The following is a 16,727-nucleotide window of genomic DNA, read 5'->3' on the forward strand; positions in this document are numbered from 1 at the left end:
TTCATCGACAATTTCCGGAATCAAGTCCTTCGTGCCGCGGTCAACCGATCAGTCCATCTACTTAAGCACGACTCACGCCATGTGCCACTGAGGCTTGACAATGAACAATCCATTCCCGGCGGACACCCCCGATCCCAACATCGACAACCCGGTGATACCGCCGAGCGAACCGCAGCCGATACCCGAACAGGATCCGCCCGACAAGAACCCGCCGCCAAGGGAAGAACCGCCACCGACGATGCCACCGGTGATTGTGAACCCTGAATGACGACAGTTGATCGTTCCCCCGTGCTGGCAGGAGAACGAGCTCATGGGTGATCCCTGTCGATCAGTTTCACAATCCCCGGCATCACACTGAACACCCCCAGCGCCAACAACGTACTGAGCACCGCCGTCGCCTCCCGGCCCAGTCCGGCCGCGACGCCGATGGCGGCGGTCATCCACAGGCCGGCGGCGGTGGTCAGGCCTTTGACGTGGCCCTCATCGCCATCGTGGTTTTTCAGGATGGTGCCGGCCCCCAGGAAGCCGATCCCGGCAATCACGCCCTGCACCACCCGGCTCATGGCATCGGCCTGCGAACCGGACATCTGCGGCACCAACACGAACAGCGCCGCCCCCATCGCCACCAGCATGTGGGTACGCACGCCGGCAGCCTTGCCCTGGTGTTCACGCTCGAACCCGAGAATCCCGCCCAGCACCGCGGCCATCAACAGGCGCACGGTCACTCGTGTCAGTTGCGAGGCATCGGCGATGTCGGTGAACTCGGCTTGCAGGGTCAGCCAGACTTCGTGCCACCAGGTATTCATGGGGTTGTCCTTGTGAGAGGCCATGGAGGGTGGACCGCAGCGACCTTTAATCGGTTGCACAGAACGATGACCGGTGGCTGCGGCCTGAAACTTTAGATTCCATTGAAAAAAGGACCCCGCCATGACTGTGCGCATCGAGAACCAGACCTGCTTTTTCACCACTGAAAATGGCGAACTCATTCGTCTGTGTCCCGACGTGACCATCATCACCGACGGTGCCAAGGCCATGTCGGCGGTGGACATCGAAGGTCAGCGCATCTACATCACGGAAGCCGAGGCAGACGCCTTGACCGTCGCAGGCGCGGTGGATGGACGCCGGCACCTGAAAGCCACCGACAGTGGTTCGGTGATTTGACCGGGATTGATCCGCACCTGCCGTCACTGTTTTGGAAAGGCCCTTGGGCCCGACAACGACGGGTGCTTCAAGTTGTCGCAGGTGGTGCGGACACGACCATCTGATCCGCTTTTTAATGCAATACCTGAGTCTGTTATGCAAACAGATCGCCGCTCATAGTGCTCATGCCTGATGGAGGCTGATGAGCGAAAGACCATGAGCGAAAGAATCCCCGTCCGAACCGTAGAAACCTTCGAGCCTTCGCGTCCAAAGATAAAGGCCAAATCCAGCGACAACCTGATCCACACCCGCAGCTTCACCGGGCTGTTCCGCAACCTGCGCATCAGCGGCGCCGGTTTTCTGTTTTTGCTGTTTTTCGGCACTGTGTGGCTGAACTGGGGCGGCCGCCAGGCGGTGCTCTGGGACCTTTCCGAAAGCAAGTTCCATATCTTCGGCGCCACTTTCTGGCCGCAGGATTTCATTCTGCTTTCGGCGTTGTTGATCATCGCCGCGTTCGGCCTGTTTGCCATCACCGTATTCGCGGGACGGGTCTGGTGCGGCTACACCTGCCCGCAAAGTTCGTGGACCTGGATCTTCATGTGGTGCGAGAAGATCACCGAAGGCGAACGCAACCAGCGGATCAAGTTGCACGCCGCGCCCTGGGGCCTGAACAAGCTGATGCGGCGCTCGGCCAAGCACACCTTGTGGCTGGCCATCAGCCTGCTGACCGGCCTGACGTTCGTCGGCTACTTCACGCCGATCCGGCCGTTGGCCGAAGAGCTGCTGACCTTCCAGATGAGTGGCGTCAGCCTGTTCTGGGTGCTGTTTTTTACCGGCGCCACGTACATCAATGCCGGTTGGCTGCGTGAAGCGGTGTGCATGCACATGTGCCCCTATGCGCGGTTCCAGAGCGTGATGTTCGACAAGGACACCCTGACCATTTCCTACGACGTGGCCCGAGGCGAAAACCGTGGCCCGCGCAAGCGCGAGGTCAAACCCGCCGAAGTCGGTTTGGGCGATTGCATCGATTGCCAGCTGTGCGTACAGGTCTGCCCGACCGGCATCGACATTCGCGATGGCTTGCAGATGGAATGCATCGGTTGCGCCGCATGTATCGACGCCTGTGATTCGATCATGGACAAAATGGGCTACGCCCCAGGGTTGATCAGCTACACGTCCGAGCATCAGTTGCAGGGTGGCAAGACACACCTGCTGCGTCCGCGCCTGATCGGCTACACCGCCGTGCTGCTGGTGATGATTGCCGCCCTGGTGATGGCGCTGGTGGAACGGCCGATGGTGTCCCTCGACGTCAGCAAGGACCGGGGCCTGTTCCGCGAGAACAGCCAGGGGCAGATCGAAAACATCTACAGTCTGAAGGTGATCAACAAGACCCAACAGCGTCAGGACTATCAATTGAGCCTGGTCGATGCCGGTGATTTCCAGTTGCAGGGCAAGACCGAATTCAGCCTGGCGCCGGGCGAGATTGTCGATGTGCCGGTGTCGGTGGCAATGCTCACGGAGCGCCCTGCCAGCAGTTCGCAGAGCATCGGCTTCAAGGTGGTCGACAGCGATGAGCCTGGTGTCTACAGCGTGGCGAAGAGCCGGTTTGTTGCGCCGATGAATCGCTGAGCCTTTACACTGCGGTGCTGCCATTCGCGAGCAGGCTCGCTCCCACACAAAACGGCGCAGTACCTGTGGGAGCGAGCCTGCTCGCGATGAAATCACTTCGTTTTCCTGAATGACCTCAACCGGGCTTTTGATGAAACGCTACGAAAAATTCGCCGACGACATCGCAGAACTGATCCGCTCCGGCGTCCTGGGTCCCGGCCAGCGGGTGCCGTCGGTGCGCTACGCCAGCCAGACCTACGGCGTCAGCCCGTCCACGGTGTTCCAGGCCTATTACCTGCTGGAACGTCGTGGCCTGATCCGCGCCCGTCCGCGCTCCGGCTACTTCGTCAACGCCCATGCACCCCGGCCGTTTTCCGAGCCGGTGATCAGCAATGAGGTCAACGAGTCCACGGAAGTCGACGTCAGCGAACTGGTGTTTTCGGTGCTCGACTCGATCAAGGACCCGAACACCGTGCCCTTCGGCTCGGCGTTCCCCAGCCCGACGCTGTTTCCCCTGCAACGCTTGTCCCGCTCCCTGGCCAGCGCCAGCCGCGAGATGGACCCGCGCATGGTGGTCACCGACATGTCGCCGGGTAACCCGCAACTGCGTCGGCAAATCGCCCTGCGCTACATGGTCGGCGGGCTGATGCTGCCCATGGAAGAACTGCTGATCACCAACGGCGCCCTCGAAGCACTGAACCTGTGCCTGCAAGCGGTGACGGAGCCCGGCGATCTGGTGGCCATCGAAGCACCGGCGTTCTACGCCTGCCTGCAAGTGCTCGAGCGACTGAAACTCAAGGCCGTGGAAATTCCCGTGCACCCGCGCGATGGCATCGACCTCGGTGTGCTCGAACAAACCCTGGAGCGCCATCCGATCAAGGCCTGCTGGTGCATGACCAGCTTCCAGAACCCCATGGGCGCGACCGTGCCCGAGGTAAAGAAACAGCAGCTTGTTGAATTGTTGCGGCGCCACCAGGTGCCCCTGATCGAAGACGATGTCTACGCCGAACTGTATTACGGCCAGCAAGCACCGAAACCGGCCAAGGCCTTCGATACCGAAGGCCTGGTGATGCATTGCGGCTCGTTCGCCAAGAGCCTGGCCCCCGGCTACCGCATCGGCTGGGTCGCCGCCGGGCGTTACGCGCAGAAAGTCGAACGACTGAAACTCATGACCTCGCTGTGCGCTTCGATGCCGGCCCAGGCCGCCATCGCCGATTACCTGCAACACGGTGGCTACGACCGGCACCTGCGCAAATTGCGCCACGCCCTGGAAGACCAGCAAAGCGCCATGCTCGCCGCCATCGCTCGCTATTTCCCGGCACAGACGCGGGTGAGCCAACCCGCCGGCGGGTACTTTCTGTGGCTGGAATTGCCGGAGCAGATGGATTCGTTGAAGTTGTTCCAGATGGCATTGGCCCAAGGCATCAGCATCGCACCGGGGCCGATCTTTTCGCCGACCCAGCGTTTCAGGAACTGTATTCGGTTGAATTATGGCAGTCCGTGGACCGAGGAATCGGAGAAGGCGATGGAGACGTTGGGGCGGATTGTACGGTCGTTCTGAGGGTTGGATGTTGCCTGCTCTATCGCCTTCGCGAGCAGGCTCGCTCCCACAAGGGTTTATCGGTGCACACAATATCTGTGAACACTGGAGATCCACTGTGGGAGCGAGCCTGCTCGCGATGAGGCCATATTCAACAACACAAAACTGAAGCGTTAACGCCCACCACCCAGATCAACAAAAGTCCCCGTCGCATAAGAAGCCTTGTCCGACAGCAACCAGACAATCGCCTCCGCCACTTCATCCGGACGTCCGCCCCGGGCCATAGGAATCGCCGACTCCAGCTTGCTGACCCGATCCGGATCGCCGCTCAAGGCATGGAAATCGGTGTAGATGTAGCCCGGACGCACGGCGTTGACCCGAATCCCCTCGCCCGCCACTTCCTTGGACAGGCCGATGGTGAAGGTGTCCAGCGCGCCTTTGGACGCTGCATAATCCACGTACTCGTTGGGTGCCCCCAATCGCGAGGCGACCGACGATACGTTGACGATGCTGCCGCCCTGCCCGCCGTGCCTGGGCGACATGCGCAGGATCGCGTGCTTGGCACAGAGGATCGGCGCCAGGACGTTGGTTTTCATGATCTTGAGAATGCGGAACTCGGACATCTCGTCGACTCGAGACTTTTGTCCGACGGTGCCGGCGTTGTTCACCAGCGCGGTGACCCGGCCCAGTTCACTGTCCACCCGATGGAACAGCGCGATGACTTCGTCTTCGATGCTGACGTCGGCCCGCACTGCAATGGCTTGTGCACCGAGTGCGCGGACTTGCTCCAGCACGCCGAGGGCGGCCCGTTCGTCCGCCTGATAGTTGATGCAGATCCGATAGCCCTGCGCGGCGGCCAACAGAGCGGTGGCCGCACCAATGCCGCGGCTACCGCCGGTGATGACGATGACTTTGTCCATGCGAGCTTTTCCCCCAATCGAAGCTTAAGCGGTCGGGGGCAAGAATAACCGCCATTGGCGTTTTTTGCATGGCTTCACGTCAGCTGTCATGTCACCGACATTTCACGCTCGGTACTGGCTTTGAGCGGTTCGACCAATTGCTCCCCGCGATGGATTTCCATCATGAACCCTGCGGCCGGCAGCGGATGCCCCAGCAGGTAACCCTGCAACGAATCGCAGCCGAGCTGAGTCAGGAAATCCTGTTGCACACCCGTCTCCACACCTTCGGCGACGATGCGCAGCCCCAGCGCCTGGCCGAGGGCGACGATGGCCGAAACGATCGCAGCGTCGTCGCTGTCGTGCTCCAGGTCCCGCACAAACCCCCGATCGATTTTCAGTTCGTTGGCCGGCAAGCGCTTGAGGTACATCAAGCTCGAATAGCCCGTACCAAAATCGTCGATGGACAGGTCGACACCCATTTCCGACAGTTCCTGCAGCACCGTCATACTCGCATCGGCATCGCTCATGGCGGTGGTTTCGGTGATTTCCAGGGTCAGACTGTTGGCCGGCAGATGGTGGGTCGCCAATGCCTTGGCGACGCTCTGGACCAACCCGGCATGGCAAAACTGAATGGCCGACAGGTTCACCGCGATGCGCCAATCGGTGTAGCCCAACACGTACCACTCGCGCATCTGGCGGCACGCTTCGTTGAGCACCCACTCGCCGATTGGAATGATCAGCCCGGTTTTTTCCGCCATGTCGATGAATTTGTCCGGCAACAGCATCCCTTGCGTCGGGTGCTCCCAGCGCAACAAGGCCTCTGCGCCCACTGGCCGGCCATTGGCGGCGTCGAACTTGGGCTGGTAATGCAGGCTGAATTCCTGCTGTTCCACGGCATTGCGCAGGTCCTGCAGCAATTGCAGCTGTTTGCGGGCGTTGCTGTTCATCGAAGCATCGAAAAAGCTGTAGCCGTTTTTACCCGCGCCCTTGGCGTGGTACATCGCCGCGTCGGCGTTCATCAACAATTCGTGGGCGGACTGGCCGTTACCCGGGTAGAGCGCGATACCGACGCTGGCGGAAATGTGCAAATCATGTTCGGCAACCCGGAACGCACGCGCGATCAATCCGACCTGACGGGCCGCCAGGTTCAAGGCGTCGTTCTGTTCGCTCAACTGCACCAGCAACACGAACTCATCGCCGCCGATGCGCGCCAGGGTGTCCTGGCTGCGCAAGTCTTCGCGCAGGCGCACGGCCACTTCGCGCAACAGCAGATCGCCCATGTGGTGGCCGAAGGCATCGTTGACCGGTTTGAAGCCGTCCAGGTCGATGAACATCAGGGCAAAGCACCCTCCCTGTTCCCTGACCCGCGACATGGCCTGATCGATTCGATCGGCGAGCAGTGTACGGTTCGGCAACCCGGTGAGGGTGTCGTGCAGGGCCAGTTGGGTCAGTTCACGGTTGGCCTCGGTCAGCGACCGGGCCAGACTCGCGGTGCGAGCTTCCAGGCGTGCATCGAGGATCGAGGTCAGCAAGGCAATGCTCAGCACCGCCAACGTGGTGATCAGCACCAGGTTGTCCAGGCCATTGCCGCTCAATCCATTGACCGCTGCTCCACAAAAACTGCCATCGGCAAAGCGTGCGGCGGCCATCCCGGTGTAGTGCATGCCGACGATGGCGATGCCCATGATCACGGCGGCGCCACCACGGATCAGTCGGACATAAGGCGTGTGCTGGCGCAGATGGAAAGCGATCCACAATGCCGCGCCCGAAGCGCCGACCGCGATCAACAGCGAGGCGCCGAACAGCGTCGGGTCGTAGTCGATGCCCGGTTGCATGCGCATGGCGGCCATGCCGGTGTAGTGCATCGCGCTGATGCCGGCGCCCATGACCAACGCGCCAAAGGCCAGTTGCCAGGCCGGCAATTGCGGCTGGCTGACCAGCCACAGCGCAAAACCGCTGGAAAGCACGCCGATCAGCAGCGACAACAGGGTGATGGCGCCGTCATACCCAAGATCGATCGGCAACTTGAACGCGAGCATGCCGATAAAGTGCATCGACCAGATGCCGATGCCCATGGCAACGGCCCCGCCCGCCGTCCACAAATGCACGGCGCGGCCTTTGGCGGTGGCGATGCGTCCGGTAAGGTCGAGTGCGGTGTATGAAGCGAGAATCGCTACACAGAGCGAAATGATGACCAGGGTGGGGGAATAGCTGCCGATGAGCATGGAGAATTCTCGCGAATGCCCCCCTTATTGGTATTGATTCTCGCTGGGGGGAAAATGCGGCGATTGTACTGATTCCAAATAAGAACGCACTCACAAAATGAGCAAAGGGCCATCAGTCCGATGAAACGCTTGTTTTAAGGTTTTACATTAACTCCTTTCTAACGCACAAAACCTGTGGGGGTGAGCTTGCTCCCACAGGGATTGCGCTATCGGCTATCGCTCACCTCAAGCTGCCCGTCCCAGCCACCCCCCAACGCGGCAATCAACTGCACGCTGGCGATCAGGCGGCTTTGCAACAGGTCCAGGTTGCTGCGTTCATTGCTTAGCGCCGCCGCCTGGGTCACCACCACATCGATGTACGCGATCAAACCGGCCTTGTACTGATTCTGGGTCAGGCGCAACGATTCCCGGGCAGCATCCAGTGCCTGTTGGCGCACGACAGCTTCGTCCTCAAGCACCTTGAGCTGCACCAGGAAGTTTTCCACTTCGCGGAATCCGTCCAGCACGGTCTGACGGTACTTGGCCACCGTTTCGTCATAGGCCGCTTCACTGCGGTCGACTTCCGCCGAGCGCTGGCCGCCGTCGAACAGGGTCATGGCCAATTGCGGTCCGACCGACCAGAAACGGTTCGGCAGACTGATCCAGTTGGCGTAGGTGCTACTGCTGTAACCGCCGTTCATGTTCAGGGTCAGGTCGGGGTAATAGGCGGCCTTGGCCACGCCGATATTAGCGTTGGCGGCCATCACTGAACGCTCGGCGGAAGCAATGTCCGGGCGACGCTCCAGCAGCTGTGAAGGCAGTGCCGGCGGCACTTGCGGCAACTGCGGGATGTCCTGGCTTTCCGCCAGGCTGAACTGCGAAGGCGGCAGGCCGATCAGCACGGCGATGGCGTTCTCGAACTGGGCGCGTTGCCAGATCAAGTCGACCATATCGGCTTCGGTGCCTTTGAGCTGCGTCTGGGCCTGGGCCACCGCGTCCTTGCCCGATACGCCGGCGCGGTACTGGTTTTCGGTCATCTTCAACGAGCGCCGATAAGCCTCGACCGTGTCCTGGAGCAGGCGCTTCTGGCCATCGATCACCCGCAATTGCAGGTAATTCTGCACCAGCTCCGACTGTTGGCTCAGGCGCATGGCCGCCAGATCGGCAAAGCTGGCCTGGGCATTCGCGGTGTCGGCTTCGAGGCCCCGGCGCAGCTTGCCCCAAACGTCCGCCTCCCAACTGACGCCCGCCTGGGCCGAGTACGTGTCGCGAATACCGCTGGACGAACTGCTCAGGCTGGAGTTGCTGCTGCCGGTGCCCTGGCTTGAACGGTTTTTGCTGACGTTCAGGTCCACCGTCGGGAAAAACGCCCCCCGTGCGCTGCGCACCAAGGCCTGGGCCTGGCGGTACTGCGCTTCGGACTGGGCGACGGTCTGGTTGGCGCTGTTGAGTTTTTCGATCAGGTCGTTGAGCTGCCGGTCGCCATATAATTCCCACCACGCGCCACGCGCCAGGGCATCGCTGGGGTTGGCCTGACGCCAGCCCTCTGCGGCCTTGTACTGCGCCGGCTCGGCGGTTTGCGGGCGCTGGTAATCCGGGCCGACGGCGCAGGCACTGAGCATCGCCACGCACAGTGACAGGCTCAACAGGCGCGAGCCTCGAGCCGTGAGCAGCGGTGCAGCCAGGTTGAAAAGCGAACGTTCAGTCATAGCGGAGTTTCCAGGGCAGCATCGGTACGCACGCCACGCCATTTATTGAAGCGATGGCGCAGTCTGTCGAGATAGAGGTAAACCACCGGGGTGGTGTAAAGCGTCAGCACCTGGCTGAAGATCAGCCCGCCGATGATGGTCAGGCCCAGCGGCTGGCGCATTTCCGCCCCTTCGGCGCGGCTGAGCAGCAACGGCAAGGCACCGAGGATCGCCGCCAGCGTGGTCATCAGGATTGGTCGCAAACGTTGCAGGCAGGCGCTGCGGATCGACTCCAGCGGGGCCATGCCCTGGTTTCGTTCCAGCTGCAACGCCAGGTCGATCATCAGAATCGCGTTCTTCTTCACCACGCCGATCAGCAGAAACAGCCCCAGCAACGAAATCAGACTGAACTCGCCACCCAGCGCATAGATCGACAGCAATGCGCCGACCCCGGCCGACGGCAGGGTCGAGAGAATCGTCAGCGGGTGAATGTAGCTTTCATACAACACACCCAACACCAGATACACCGCCACCAGCGCCCCCAGAATCATCCACGGCTGACTTTTTTGAGTCGCCGCGAAAGCGTTGGCGGTGCCGGCCATTTTCGCGATCACGTCTTCCGGCAGGCCGACCTTGGCAATCGCCCGCTCGATGGCGGCACCGCCCTGCTCCACGGTCACGCCTTCGGCCATGTCGAAGGCAATGCTTTCCGAGGCGAACTGGCCTTCGTGGCTGACCCGGTCGTTTTCCAGGCTGTTCTCGTAATGGGCGATGGTCGACAGCGGGATCCGCGCGCCATCGGCGGTGATCACCTGGACCTGCTTGAGCGTGATCGGGTCCTGGGCGTACTTCGGATTGACCTCCATCACCACCTGATACTGGTTGAGGCTGTCGTAGATGGTCGAAATCTGCCGCTGGCTGTAGGCGTTGTTCAGCACCGCCGTGACCATGTCCATGTCGACACCCAGGCGCTTGGCCTGGTCACGGTCGACGATCAGGGTCACTTGCCGGGCGCCCCGGCCTTCCCGCGCATCGATCGCCGTCAGCTCCGGCAAGGCCTTGAGCGCGGTCACGACTTTCGGGTACCACTCGCGCAATGCCCCCAGATCCCCGCTCTGCAGGATGTACGAGTACTGCGAGGTGGTCTGCTCGCGACCGCCACCGAATTGCAGGTCCTGGTCCGCCATGAGCATCAGTTGTGCCCCGGGAACCTTGGGCATTTCCTTGCGCAGGCGCTCGATGACTTTCTGCGCCGAAATGCTGCGCTCCTTGATCGGCTTGAGGCGAACCAGCATGAAGGCGTTGTTGGTGCCGTTATTGCCGCCAATGAACCCGGCGACGCTTTCTACCGCCTCATCCTTCAACACCGCCCGGCGGAAAATCTCCATCTTCGGCTGCATCACGCTGAACGACAGGCCATCGTCGCCGCGCACGAAACCGATCAGCTGGCCGGTATCCTGCTGCGGTAAAAATGTTTTAGGAACAATGATATACAGCGCAATGTTCACACCAATTGTCACGAACAGACTGAGTAATGTCAGGCGCTTGTGGCGCAGCACCCAGTCGAGGCTGGTGGCGTATTTGCCGACCATCCAGTCGTTGGTTCGTCGGCTCCAGCGTTGCAGACGGTTCTCCTGCCCCGGCGTGTGCGGCTTGAGCCAGCGGGCGCAGAGCATCGGGGTCAGAGTCAACGACACCACCAGCGAGACCACGATGGCCGCCGCCAGGGTGATGGAGAATTCGCGGAACAGGCTTTCAATGATCCCGCCCATGAACAGGATCGACAGGAACACCGCCACCAGCGATACGTTCATCGACAACAAGGTAAAACCGACTTCCTGGGCACCCAGGTACGCGGCCTGCATCGGCCGCACGCCTTCGTCGATGTGCCGGGAAATGTTCTCCAGCACCACGATGGCATCGTCCACCACCAGCCCGGTGGCCAGGATCAGCGCCATCAGCGACAGGTTGTTCAGCGAAAAGCCATAGAGATACATCACGGCAAAGGTGCCGACCAGCGACACCGGCACCGCCAGGGTCGGAATCAGCGAGGCGCGGAAGTTGCCGAGGAACAGGAACACCACCAGGATCACCAGCGCCACGGCGATCAGCAGGGTCATTTCCGCTTCGTGCAGCGTGGCCTTGATCACCGGCGAGCGGTCCATGGCCAGGTTCAGCTTGACGCTGGCGGGCAGCACCGCCTGCAACGCCGGCAACTGCGCCTTGATCTCGTTGACCGTCTCGATGATGTTGGCGCCGGCCTGCCGGTTGATCACCAGCAGCACCGCCGCGTCGTCGTTGAAGAAACCGCTGTTGTAGCGGTCCTCGACGCCATCGCTGACCTTGGCCACATCCTTCAGGCGCAGGGCCGCGCCGCCGTTGTAGTGGATGATCAGCGACTCGTAGTCCCGGGCTTTTTCCAGCTGGTCGTTGGCCTGGACCTGCCACAGCCGTTGATCGTCTTCCACCGACCCCTTGGGCCGGCGCACGTTGGCATTGGCGATGGTGTTGCGCACATCGTCCAGGGCCACGCCGTACTGGTTCAACGACTGCGGTTCAAGCTCGATACGTACCGCCGGCAGCGAACTGCCGCCGATCTGCACTTCACCAACGCCCTGCACCTGGGACAGGCTCTGGGACAGGATCGTCGAGGCCAGGTCATAGAGCTGGCCTTTTTCCAGCACATCCGAGGTCAGCGACAACACCATGATCGGCGCCTGGGACGGGTTGACCTTCTTGTAGGTCGGCATGCTGCGCATCCCGCTCGGTAGCAATGTGCGTGAGGCATTGATAGCCGCCTGCACTTCCCGCGCTGCGCCGTTGATGTCGCGGTCCAGGTCGAATTGCAGGATCACCCGGGTCGAACCCTGGCTGGAGCGGCTGCTCATGGTGTTGACCCCGGCAATGCTGCCGAAGGAGCGTTCCAGAGGCGTGGCCACGGTGGACGCCATCACCTCGGGGCTCGCCCCCGGCAGGCTGGCCTGGACCACGATCACCGGAAAGTCCATTTGCGGCAGCGGCGACACGGGGAGCAAACCGAAGCTCACGCCGCCCAGCAGCATGATCGCCAGGCTCAGCAACATGGTCGCGACCGGGCGCTTGATGAAAGGTCCGGAAAGATTCATGGCTGCTCTACCGCTTCCGCGGACTCAGGCTTGCGGCCCCAGCGCCGACCGAGACGGTCGAAATACAGATAGATCACCGGCGTGGTGAACAGCGTCAGCACCTGGCTCAGCAACAGCCCGCCGACCATCACCAAGCCCAACGGCTGGCGCAGTTCCGCGCCGGAACCGGTGGCCAGCATCAATGGCACGGCACCGAACAGCGCGGCCAGGGTGGTCATCAGGATCGGCCGGAAACGCAGCAAGGCCGCCTGATAGATCGCCGTTTGCGGGTCCATGCCCTGGTTGCGCTCGGCGTCGAGGGCGAAGTCGATCATCATGATCGCGTTCTTCTTCACGATGCCGATCAGCAGAATGATGCCGATGATCGCGATCATGCCCAGGTCATTGCCGCTCAGGATCAACGCCAGCAAGGCGCCCACCGCCGCCGACGGCAGGGTCGAAAGAATGGTGATCGGGTGGATGTAGCTCTCGTAGAGCACGCCCAGCACGATGTACATGGTCACCACCGCCGCCAGTATCAGCAGCAAGGTGCTCGACAACGAAGCCTGGAACGCTTGCGCCGCGCCCTGGAACTGGGTCTGCACGCCAATCGGCATGCCAATGTCCTTCTGCACCTGCTCGATGATCTCGACCGCATGCCCCAGCGCCACGCCGGGTGCGAGGTTGAAGGACATCATCACCGCCGGGAACTGGCCGATGTGGGTGATCGCCAGTTGTGCCTGACGCTCTTCGATGTGCGCCAGGCTGGACAGGCGCACCTGCCCGCCATCAGTGGTCTTGACGTGAATCTGCTCCAGCGCCTGCGGGCCGATCTTCTCGCCGGACTGCGATTGCAGCACCACGCGGTACTGACTGGCCTGGGTGTAGATCGTGGATATCTGCCGCTGACCAAAGGCGTCGTACAACGCATCGGTGATGTTCGACACCGACACCCCAACCCGCGACGCCGCATCGCGGTCGATCACCAGGTAGACCTGCAAGCCCTTGTCTTGCAAATCGCTGGCGACGTCGGTCAATTCCGGCCGGTCGGCCAGGGCCTCGACCAGACGCCCGCTCCACAGGCTCAGCAACGCCGAGTCCGGTGACGACATGCTGAACTGGTACTGCGTGCGACTGACCCGGTCTTCGATGGTCAGGTCCTGCACCGGCTGCATGAACAGGCGAATGCCCACCAGCTTGTCCAGTTCCGGTTGCAGCCGGGCAATCACTTGCGTGGCGCTCAGGTCACGGTCGTGGTGCGACTTAAGGTTGATCAGCAACCGGCCGCTGTTGAGGGTCGAGTTGTCGCCATCCACGCCAATGTAGGAAGACAGGCTCTCGACCGCCGGATCGGCCAGGATCACCTTGGCCAGTTCCTGCTGGCGCTCGCTCATAGCCGTGAAGGAAATCGATTGCGGTGCTTCGGAAATACCCTGGATAACGCCGGTGTCCTGCACCGGGAAGAAGCCCTTGGGCACCACCATGTACAGGAATACCGTCAGCACCAGAGTGCCGATGGCCACCATCAAAGTCAGCGGTTGGTGCTTGAGCACCCACTGCAACTTGCGTCCATAGGCGGCGATCATCCAGTCGATGAACGCGCCGCTGGCACGGTAGAAACGGCCCTGCTCTGCTTCCTTGGGTTCACGCTTGAGCAACCGCGCGCACATCATCGGCGTCAGGGTCAGGGACACCACCAGGGATATCAGGATCGCCACCGCCAGGGTGATGGCGAATTCGCGGAACAAGCGCCCGACCACATCCGCCATGAACAGCAACGGGATCAGCACGGCAATCAGCGACAACGTCAGGGAGATCAGGGTGAAACCGATCTGTTTGGCGCCCTTGAGCGCCGCGTTCAGCGGGCTGTCGCCTTCCTCGATAAAGCGCGCAATGTTTTCCAGCATGACGATCGCATCGTCCACCACGAAACCGGTGGCGATGGTCAGGGCCATCAGGGTCAGGTTGTTGACCGAGAAGCCTGCCAGGTACATCACGCCGAACGTACCGATCAGCGACAGCGGCACGGCCACCGACGGAATGATCGTGGCGCTGGCGCGACGCAGGAACAGGAAGGTGACCATGACCACCAGGGCGATGGCGATCAGCAATTCGTGCTGCACGTCCTTGACCGAGGCGCGGATGGTCTGGGTGCGGTCGGTCAGCACCACCACGTCGAGGCCGGCCGGCAGGTTGTCGGTGATGCTCGGCAGCAGGGCCTTGATCCGGTCCACCACCTCGATGACGTTGGCGCCGGGCTGACGCTGGATGTTCAGCAGCACGGCCTGGTTCTCGTTGGCCCACGCAGCGAGGCGCTCGTTCTCGGCGCCGTCGACGATTTGTGCCACGTCCTTGAGCCGCAGCGGTGCGCCATTGGCGTAAGCCAGGATCAGGTTGGCGTAGTCCTTGGGCGACGTCAGTTGATCGTTTGCATCGAGCATCGAGACCCGGGTCGGGCCGTCGAAGTTGCCCTTGGGCTGGTTGACGTTGGAGGCGCCGATCAGGGTGCGCACGTCCGACAGGTTCAGACCATTGGCGGCCAAGGCCTCCGGATTGACCTTGATCCGCACGGCCTGGCGCTGGCCGCCGGCAATGCTGACCATGCCGACGCCGCTGATCTGGGCAATCTTCTGCGCCATGCGCGTATCGACCAGGTCATTGAGCTTGGGCAACAGCATGGTCTTGGAGGTGATGGCCAGGGTCAGCACCGGCGTGTCGGCCGGGTTGACCTTGTTGTACACCGGTGGTGCCGGCAGGTCCTTGGGCAACAGGTTGGTCGCGGCGTTGATCGCTGCCTGCACCTGCTGTTCGGCCACGTCCATGTTGATGTCGAGGCTGAACCGCAGGGTCAGCACCGACGCCCCGCCCGAACTGGTAGAAGCCATTTGCGTCAGGCCGGGCATTTGCCCGAACTGCCGCTCAAGCGGTGCGGTCACCGCGCTGGTCATGACATCCGGGCTGGCGCCGGGGTACAGGGTCATGACGCGAATGGTCGGGTAATCGACCTGGGGCAACGCCGACACCGGCAGCAGACGATAGGCGATGACGCCGGCCAGGATAATGGCCAGCATGCTCAGCGTGGTGGCTACCGGGCGAAGGATGAACAGCCGCGAGAGATTCATGCGCCGCCCTTTTTCGCCTTGTCAGTGGTCGCAGGCTCAGCCGCGTTGACCGCTGACTTGCCTTGCAGGTGTTCGGTTGGCGTGGTCGGCACGTCCTGGCTGTCATTGACCACCTCCACGTCGCTGCCGTCCTTCAGGCGGTCGGTGCCCTCCAACACGACCCGGTCGCCCGCCGACAGGCCTTCGGTGACCACAGTGTTCACGCCGTCACTGGCGCCGACTTTCAACTGACGGATCTTGACCTTCTTGTCACCGTCCAGGGCATAGGCGAACGTACCGTTGGTACCGAACTGGATCGCGGCCGAAGGCACCAGTACTACATCTTTGAGGGTATCGGCCAGCAGGCGCACATTGACGAACTGGTTGGGGAACAGCGACTGATCGCGGTTCTCATAACGGGCCTTGAATTTCAGGGTGCCGGTGGTCACGTCGATCTGGTTGTCCAGACTCTGCAGCACGCCAGTGGCTTGCAATTTGGTATCACCGCGATCCCAGGCTTCAGCCGGCAACTTGGCGCCGCTGCGATAACGGGCCAGAACGGTGTCGAGGCTGTTTTCCGGGAGGGTGAAAGCCACGCTGATCGGTTGGGTCTGGGTGATGATCGCCAATGCGGTGGTGTCGTTGGCCGCTACCAGGTTGCCGACGTCCAGTTGACGCAGACCGACGCGACCGGTGATCGGTGCGCGGATCCTGGTGAATTCGAGATTGAGTTTGGCGTCGTTGACCGCCGCCTGATTGGTCTTGACCGTGCCCTGGAACTGACCGACCAGTGCTTCGGCGGTGTCCAGGGTCTGCTTGGCAATACTGTCCTCGCGGTACAGGCCGCGATAGCGCTCGACGTCGACCTGGGCGTTTTTCAGCTGCGCCTGATTCTGCAGCAAGGTGCCCTCGGCCTGGAGCAAGGCATTCTGGTAAGGGCGCGGGTCGATTTCGGCCAGCAGGTCGCCGGCCTTGACCATCTGCCCTTCTTCGAAATGGATCTTGACCAGCTCACCGCCGACGCGGCTGCGGACATTGATGGTATTCAGCGCCGTGACCGTGCCCAGCGCCTTGAAATAAAGCGGGAAATCCCCCTTGACCGCCGGCGCCACTCGCACCGGTACCGGTCCGGACGCGCCACCGAATCCAGGTCGCATTCCGCCTGACCTGCCGGTTTGCCCGGCGACGGCTTTCTGCCCCGCAGCCTCTTTGGGTGCAGCGCTGCCGGGCCAGAACTTCCAGCACAAGCCAGCGATGACCAACAGGACAAGCAGGCCGAACAGCCAGCGACGGGGACTACGGGAAGCGGAGGATTGCATTGAGTGATCAACCATTGGGCGCGTGGGCTTTTTTACATGAGGCTGAACGATAAGCACTGGCGGGTTTTAAGCAAAGCGCCTTTACCGGCAATTTACCTTTGGCTTACGTAGCAGGAGATTTATC

11 protein-coding genes are annotated in these 16,727 nt (G+C 61.8%); 4 read left to right on the plus strand and 7 right to left on the minus strand.

What is annotated here, in order from left to right:
* The first annotated feature begins 100 nt into the window (after window positions 1–100).
* Window positions 101–268, plus strand: a complete 168-nt coding sequence (locus tag ACM6J5_RS14455; protein WP_172435337.1) for a hypothetical protein — start codon at window positions 101–103, stop codon at window positions 266–268.
* Between the two features lie 40 nt (window positions 269–308).
* Here the strand turns inward: ACM6J5_RS14455 and ACM6J5_RS14460 are convergent, their stop codons facing one another.
* Window positions 309–806 carry an MgtC/SapB family protein gene (locus ACM6J5_RS14460; RefSeq protein ID WP_095943595.1) on the minus strand — a complete coding sequence of 166 codons (498 nt, stop codon included), beginning with the start codon at window positions 804–806 and terminating at the stop codon, window positions 309–311.
* A 121-nt stretch (window positions 807–927) separates the two neighbouring features.
* Between ACM6J5_RS14460 and ACM6J5_RS14465 the strand changes: the two genes are divergently transcribed.
* The 3 genes from ACM6J5_RS14465 to mapR all read left to right on the plus strand — a co-directional run bounded on the left by ACM6J5_RS14465 (window position 928) and on the right by mapR (window position 4,309).
* The gene (locus ACM6J5_RS14465) at window positions 928–1,161 is read left to right on the plus strand and encodes a DUF3203 family protein (RefSeq protein WP_414928789.1); all 234 of its coding nucleotides are present in this window, start codon (window positions 928–930) and stop codon (window positions 1,159–1,161) included.
* Window positions 1,162–1,356: 195 nt separating this feature from the next.
* Window positions 1,357–2,769, plus strand: coding sequence for a cytochrome c oxidase accessory protein CcoG (gene ccoG, locus ACM6J5_RS14470; protein ID WP_414928790.1), 1,413 nt, complete (start codon window positions 1,357–1,359; stop codon window positions 2,767–2,769).
* Window positions 2,770–2,899: 130 nt separating this feature from the next.
* Window positions 2,900–4,309 carry a GntR family transcriptional regulator MpaR gene (mapR, locus tag ACM6J5_RS14475; protein ID WP_095943607.1) on the plus strand — a complete coding sequence of 470 codons (1,410 nt, stop codon included), beginning with the start codon at window positions 2,900–2,902 and terminating at the stop codon, window positions 4,307–4,309.
* Between the two features lie 152 nt (window positions 4,310–4,461).
* Here the strand turns inward: mapR and ACM6J5_RS14480 are convergent, their stop codons facing one another.
* From ACM6J5_RS14480 to ACM6J5_RS14505, 6 genes are all read right to left on the minus strand, one after another.
* On the minus strand, window positions 4,462–5,208 hold the full coding sequence (locus ACM6J5_RS14480; RefSeq protein WP_150672906.1) for an SDR family oxidoreductase: 747 nt from the start codon (window positions 5,206–5,208) through the stop codon (window positions 4,462–4,464).
* Between the two features lie 86 nt (window positions 5,209–5,294).
* Window positions 5,295–7,412, minus strand: a complete 2,118-nt coding sequence (locus ACM6J5_RS14485) for a putative bifunctional diguanylate cyclase/phosphodiesterase (protein ID WP_414928791.1) — start codon at window positions 7,410–7,412, stop codon at window positions 5,295–5,297.
* A gap of 206 nt (window positions 7,413–7,618) precedes the next feature.
* Window positions 7,619–9,100, minus strand: a complete 1,482-nt coding sequence (locus ACM6J5_RS14490; RefSeq protein ID WP_150672908.1) for an efflux transporter outer membrane subunit — start codon at window positions 9,098–9,100, stop codon at window positions 7,619–7,621.
* A complete protein-coding gene (locus ACM6J5_RS14495; protein WP_414928792.1) occupies window positions 9,097–12,204 on the minus strand; it encodes an efflux RND transporter permease subunit in 3,108 nt (1,035 codons plus the stop codon). Before ACM6J5_RS14495 ends, ACM6J5_RS14490 begins: the two co-directional genes overlap by 4 nt.
* Window positions 12,201–15,305: an MdtB/MuxB family multidrug efflux RND transporter permease subunit gene (locus ACM6J5_RS14500; RefSeq protein WP_414928793.1), complete on the minus strand. Its 3,105-nt coding sequence runs from the start codon at window positions 15,303–15,305 to the stop codon at window positions 12,201–12,203. The genes ACM6J5_RS14495 and ACM6J5_RS14500 overlap by 4 nt, the downstream gene beginning before the upstream one ends.
* On the minus strand, window positions 15,302–16,618 hold the full coding sequence (locus tag ACM6J5_RS14505) for an MdtA/MuxA family multidrug efflux RND transporter periplasmic adaptor subunit (protein WP_095944773.1): 1,317 nt from the start codon (window positions 16,616–16,618) through the stop codon (window positions 15,302–15,304). The genes ACM6J5_RS14500 and ACM6J5_RS14505 overlap by 4 nt, the downstream gene beginning before the upstream one ends.
* Window positions 16,619–16,727: the final 109 nt, after the last annotated feature.

The sequence above is a fragment of the Pseudomonas sp. IT-P74 genome, from assembly GCF_949768175.1.
Lineage (GTDB): Bacteria > Pseudomonadota > Gammaproteobacteria > Pseudomonadales > Pseudomonadaceae > Aquipseudomonas.

Coding starts and splice junctions, on each gene's coding strand:
- ACM6J5_RS14505 (WP_095944773.1), bottom strand. CDS start 16,618: ATGGTTGATCACTCAATGCAATCCTCCGCTTCCCGTAGTCCCCGTCGC.
- ACM6J5_RS14480 (WP_150672906.1), bottom strand. CDS start 5,208: ATGGACAAAGTCATCGTCATCACCGGCGGTAGCCGCGGCATTGGTGCG.
- ccoG (WP_414928790.1), top strand. CDS start 1,357: ATGAGCGAAAGAATCCCCGTCCGAACCGTAGAAACCTTCGAGCCTTCG.
- ACM6J5_RS14485 (WP_414928791.1), bottom strand. CDS start 7,412: ATGCTCATCGGCAGCTATTCCCCCACCCTGGTCATCATTTCGCTCTGT.
- ACM6J5_RS14455 (WP_172435337.1), top strand. CDS start 101: ATGAACAATCCATTCCCGGCGGACACCCCCGATCCCAACATCGACAAC.
- mapR (WP_095943607.1), top strand. CDS start 2,900: ATGAAACGCTACGAAAAATTCGCCGACGACATCGCAGAACTGATCCGC.
- ACM6J5_RS14460 (WP_095943595.1), bottom strand. CDS start 806: ATGAATACCTGGTGGCACGAAGTCTGGCTGACCCTGCAAGCCGAGTTC.
- ACM6J5_RS14465 (WP_414928789.1), top strand. CDS start 928: ATGACTGTGCGCATCGAGAACCAGACCTGCTTTTTCACCACTGAAAAT.
- ACM6J5_RS14495 (WP_414928792.1), bottom strand. CDS start 12,204: ATGAATCTTTCCGGACCTTTCATCAAGCGCCCGGTCGCGACCATGTTG.
- ACM6J5_RS14490 (WP_150672908.1), bottom strand. CDS start 9,100: ATGACTGAACGTTCGCTTTTCAACCTGGCTGCACCGCTGCTCACGGCT.
- ACM6J5_RS14500 (WP_414928793.1), bottom strand. CDS start 15,305: ATGAATCTCTCGCGGCTGTTCATCCTTCGCCCGGTAGCCACCACGCTG.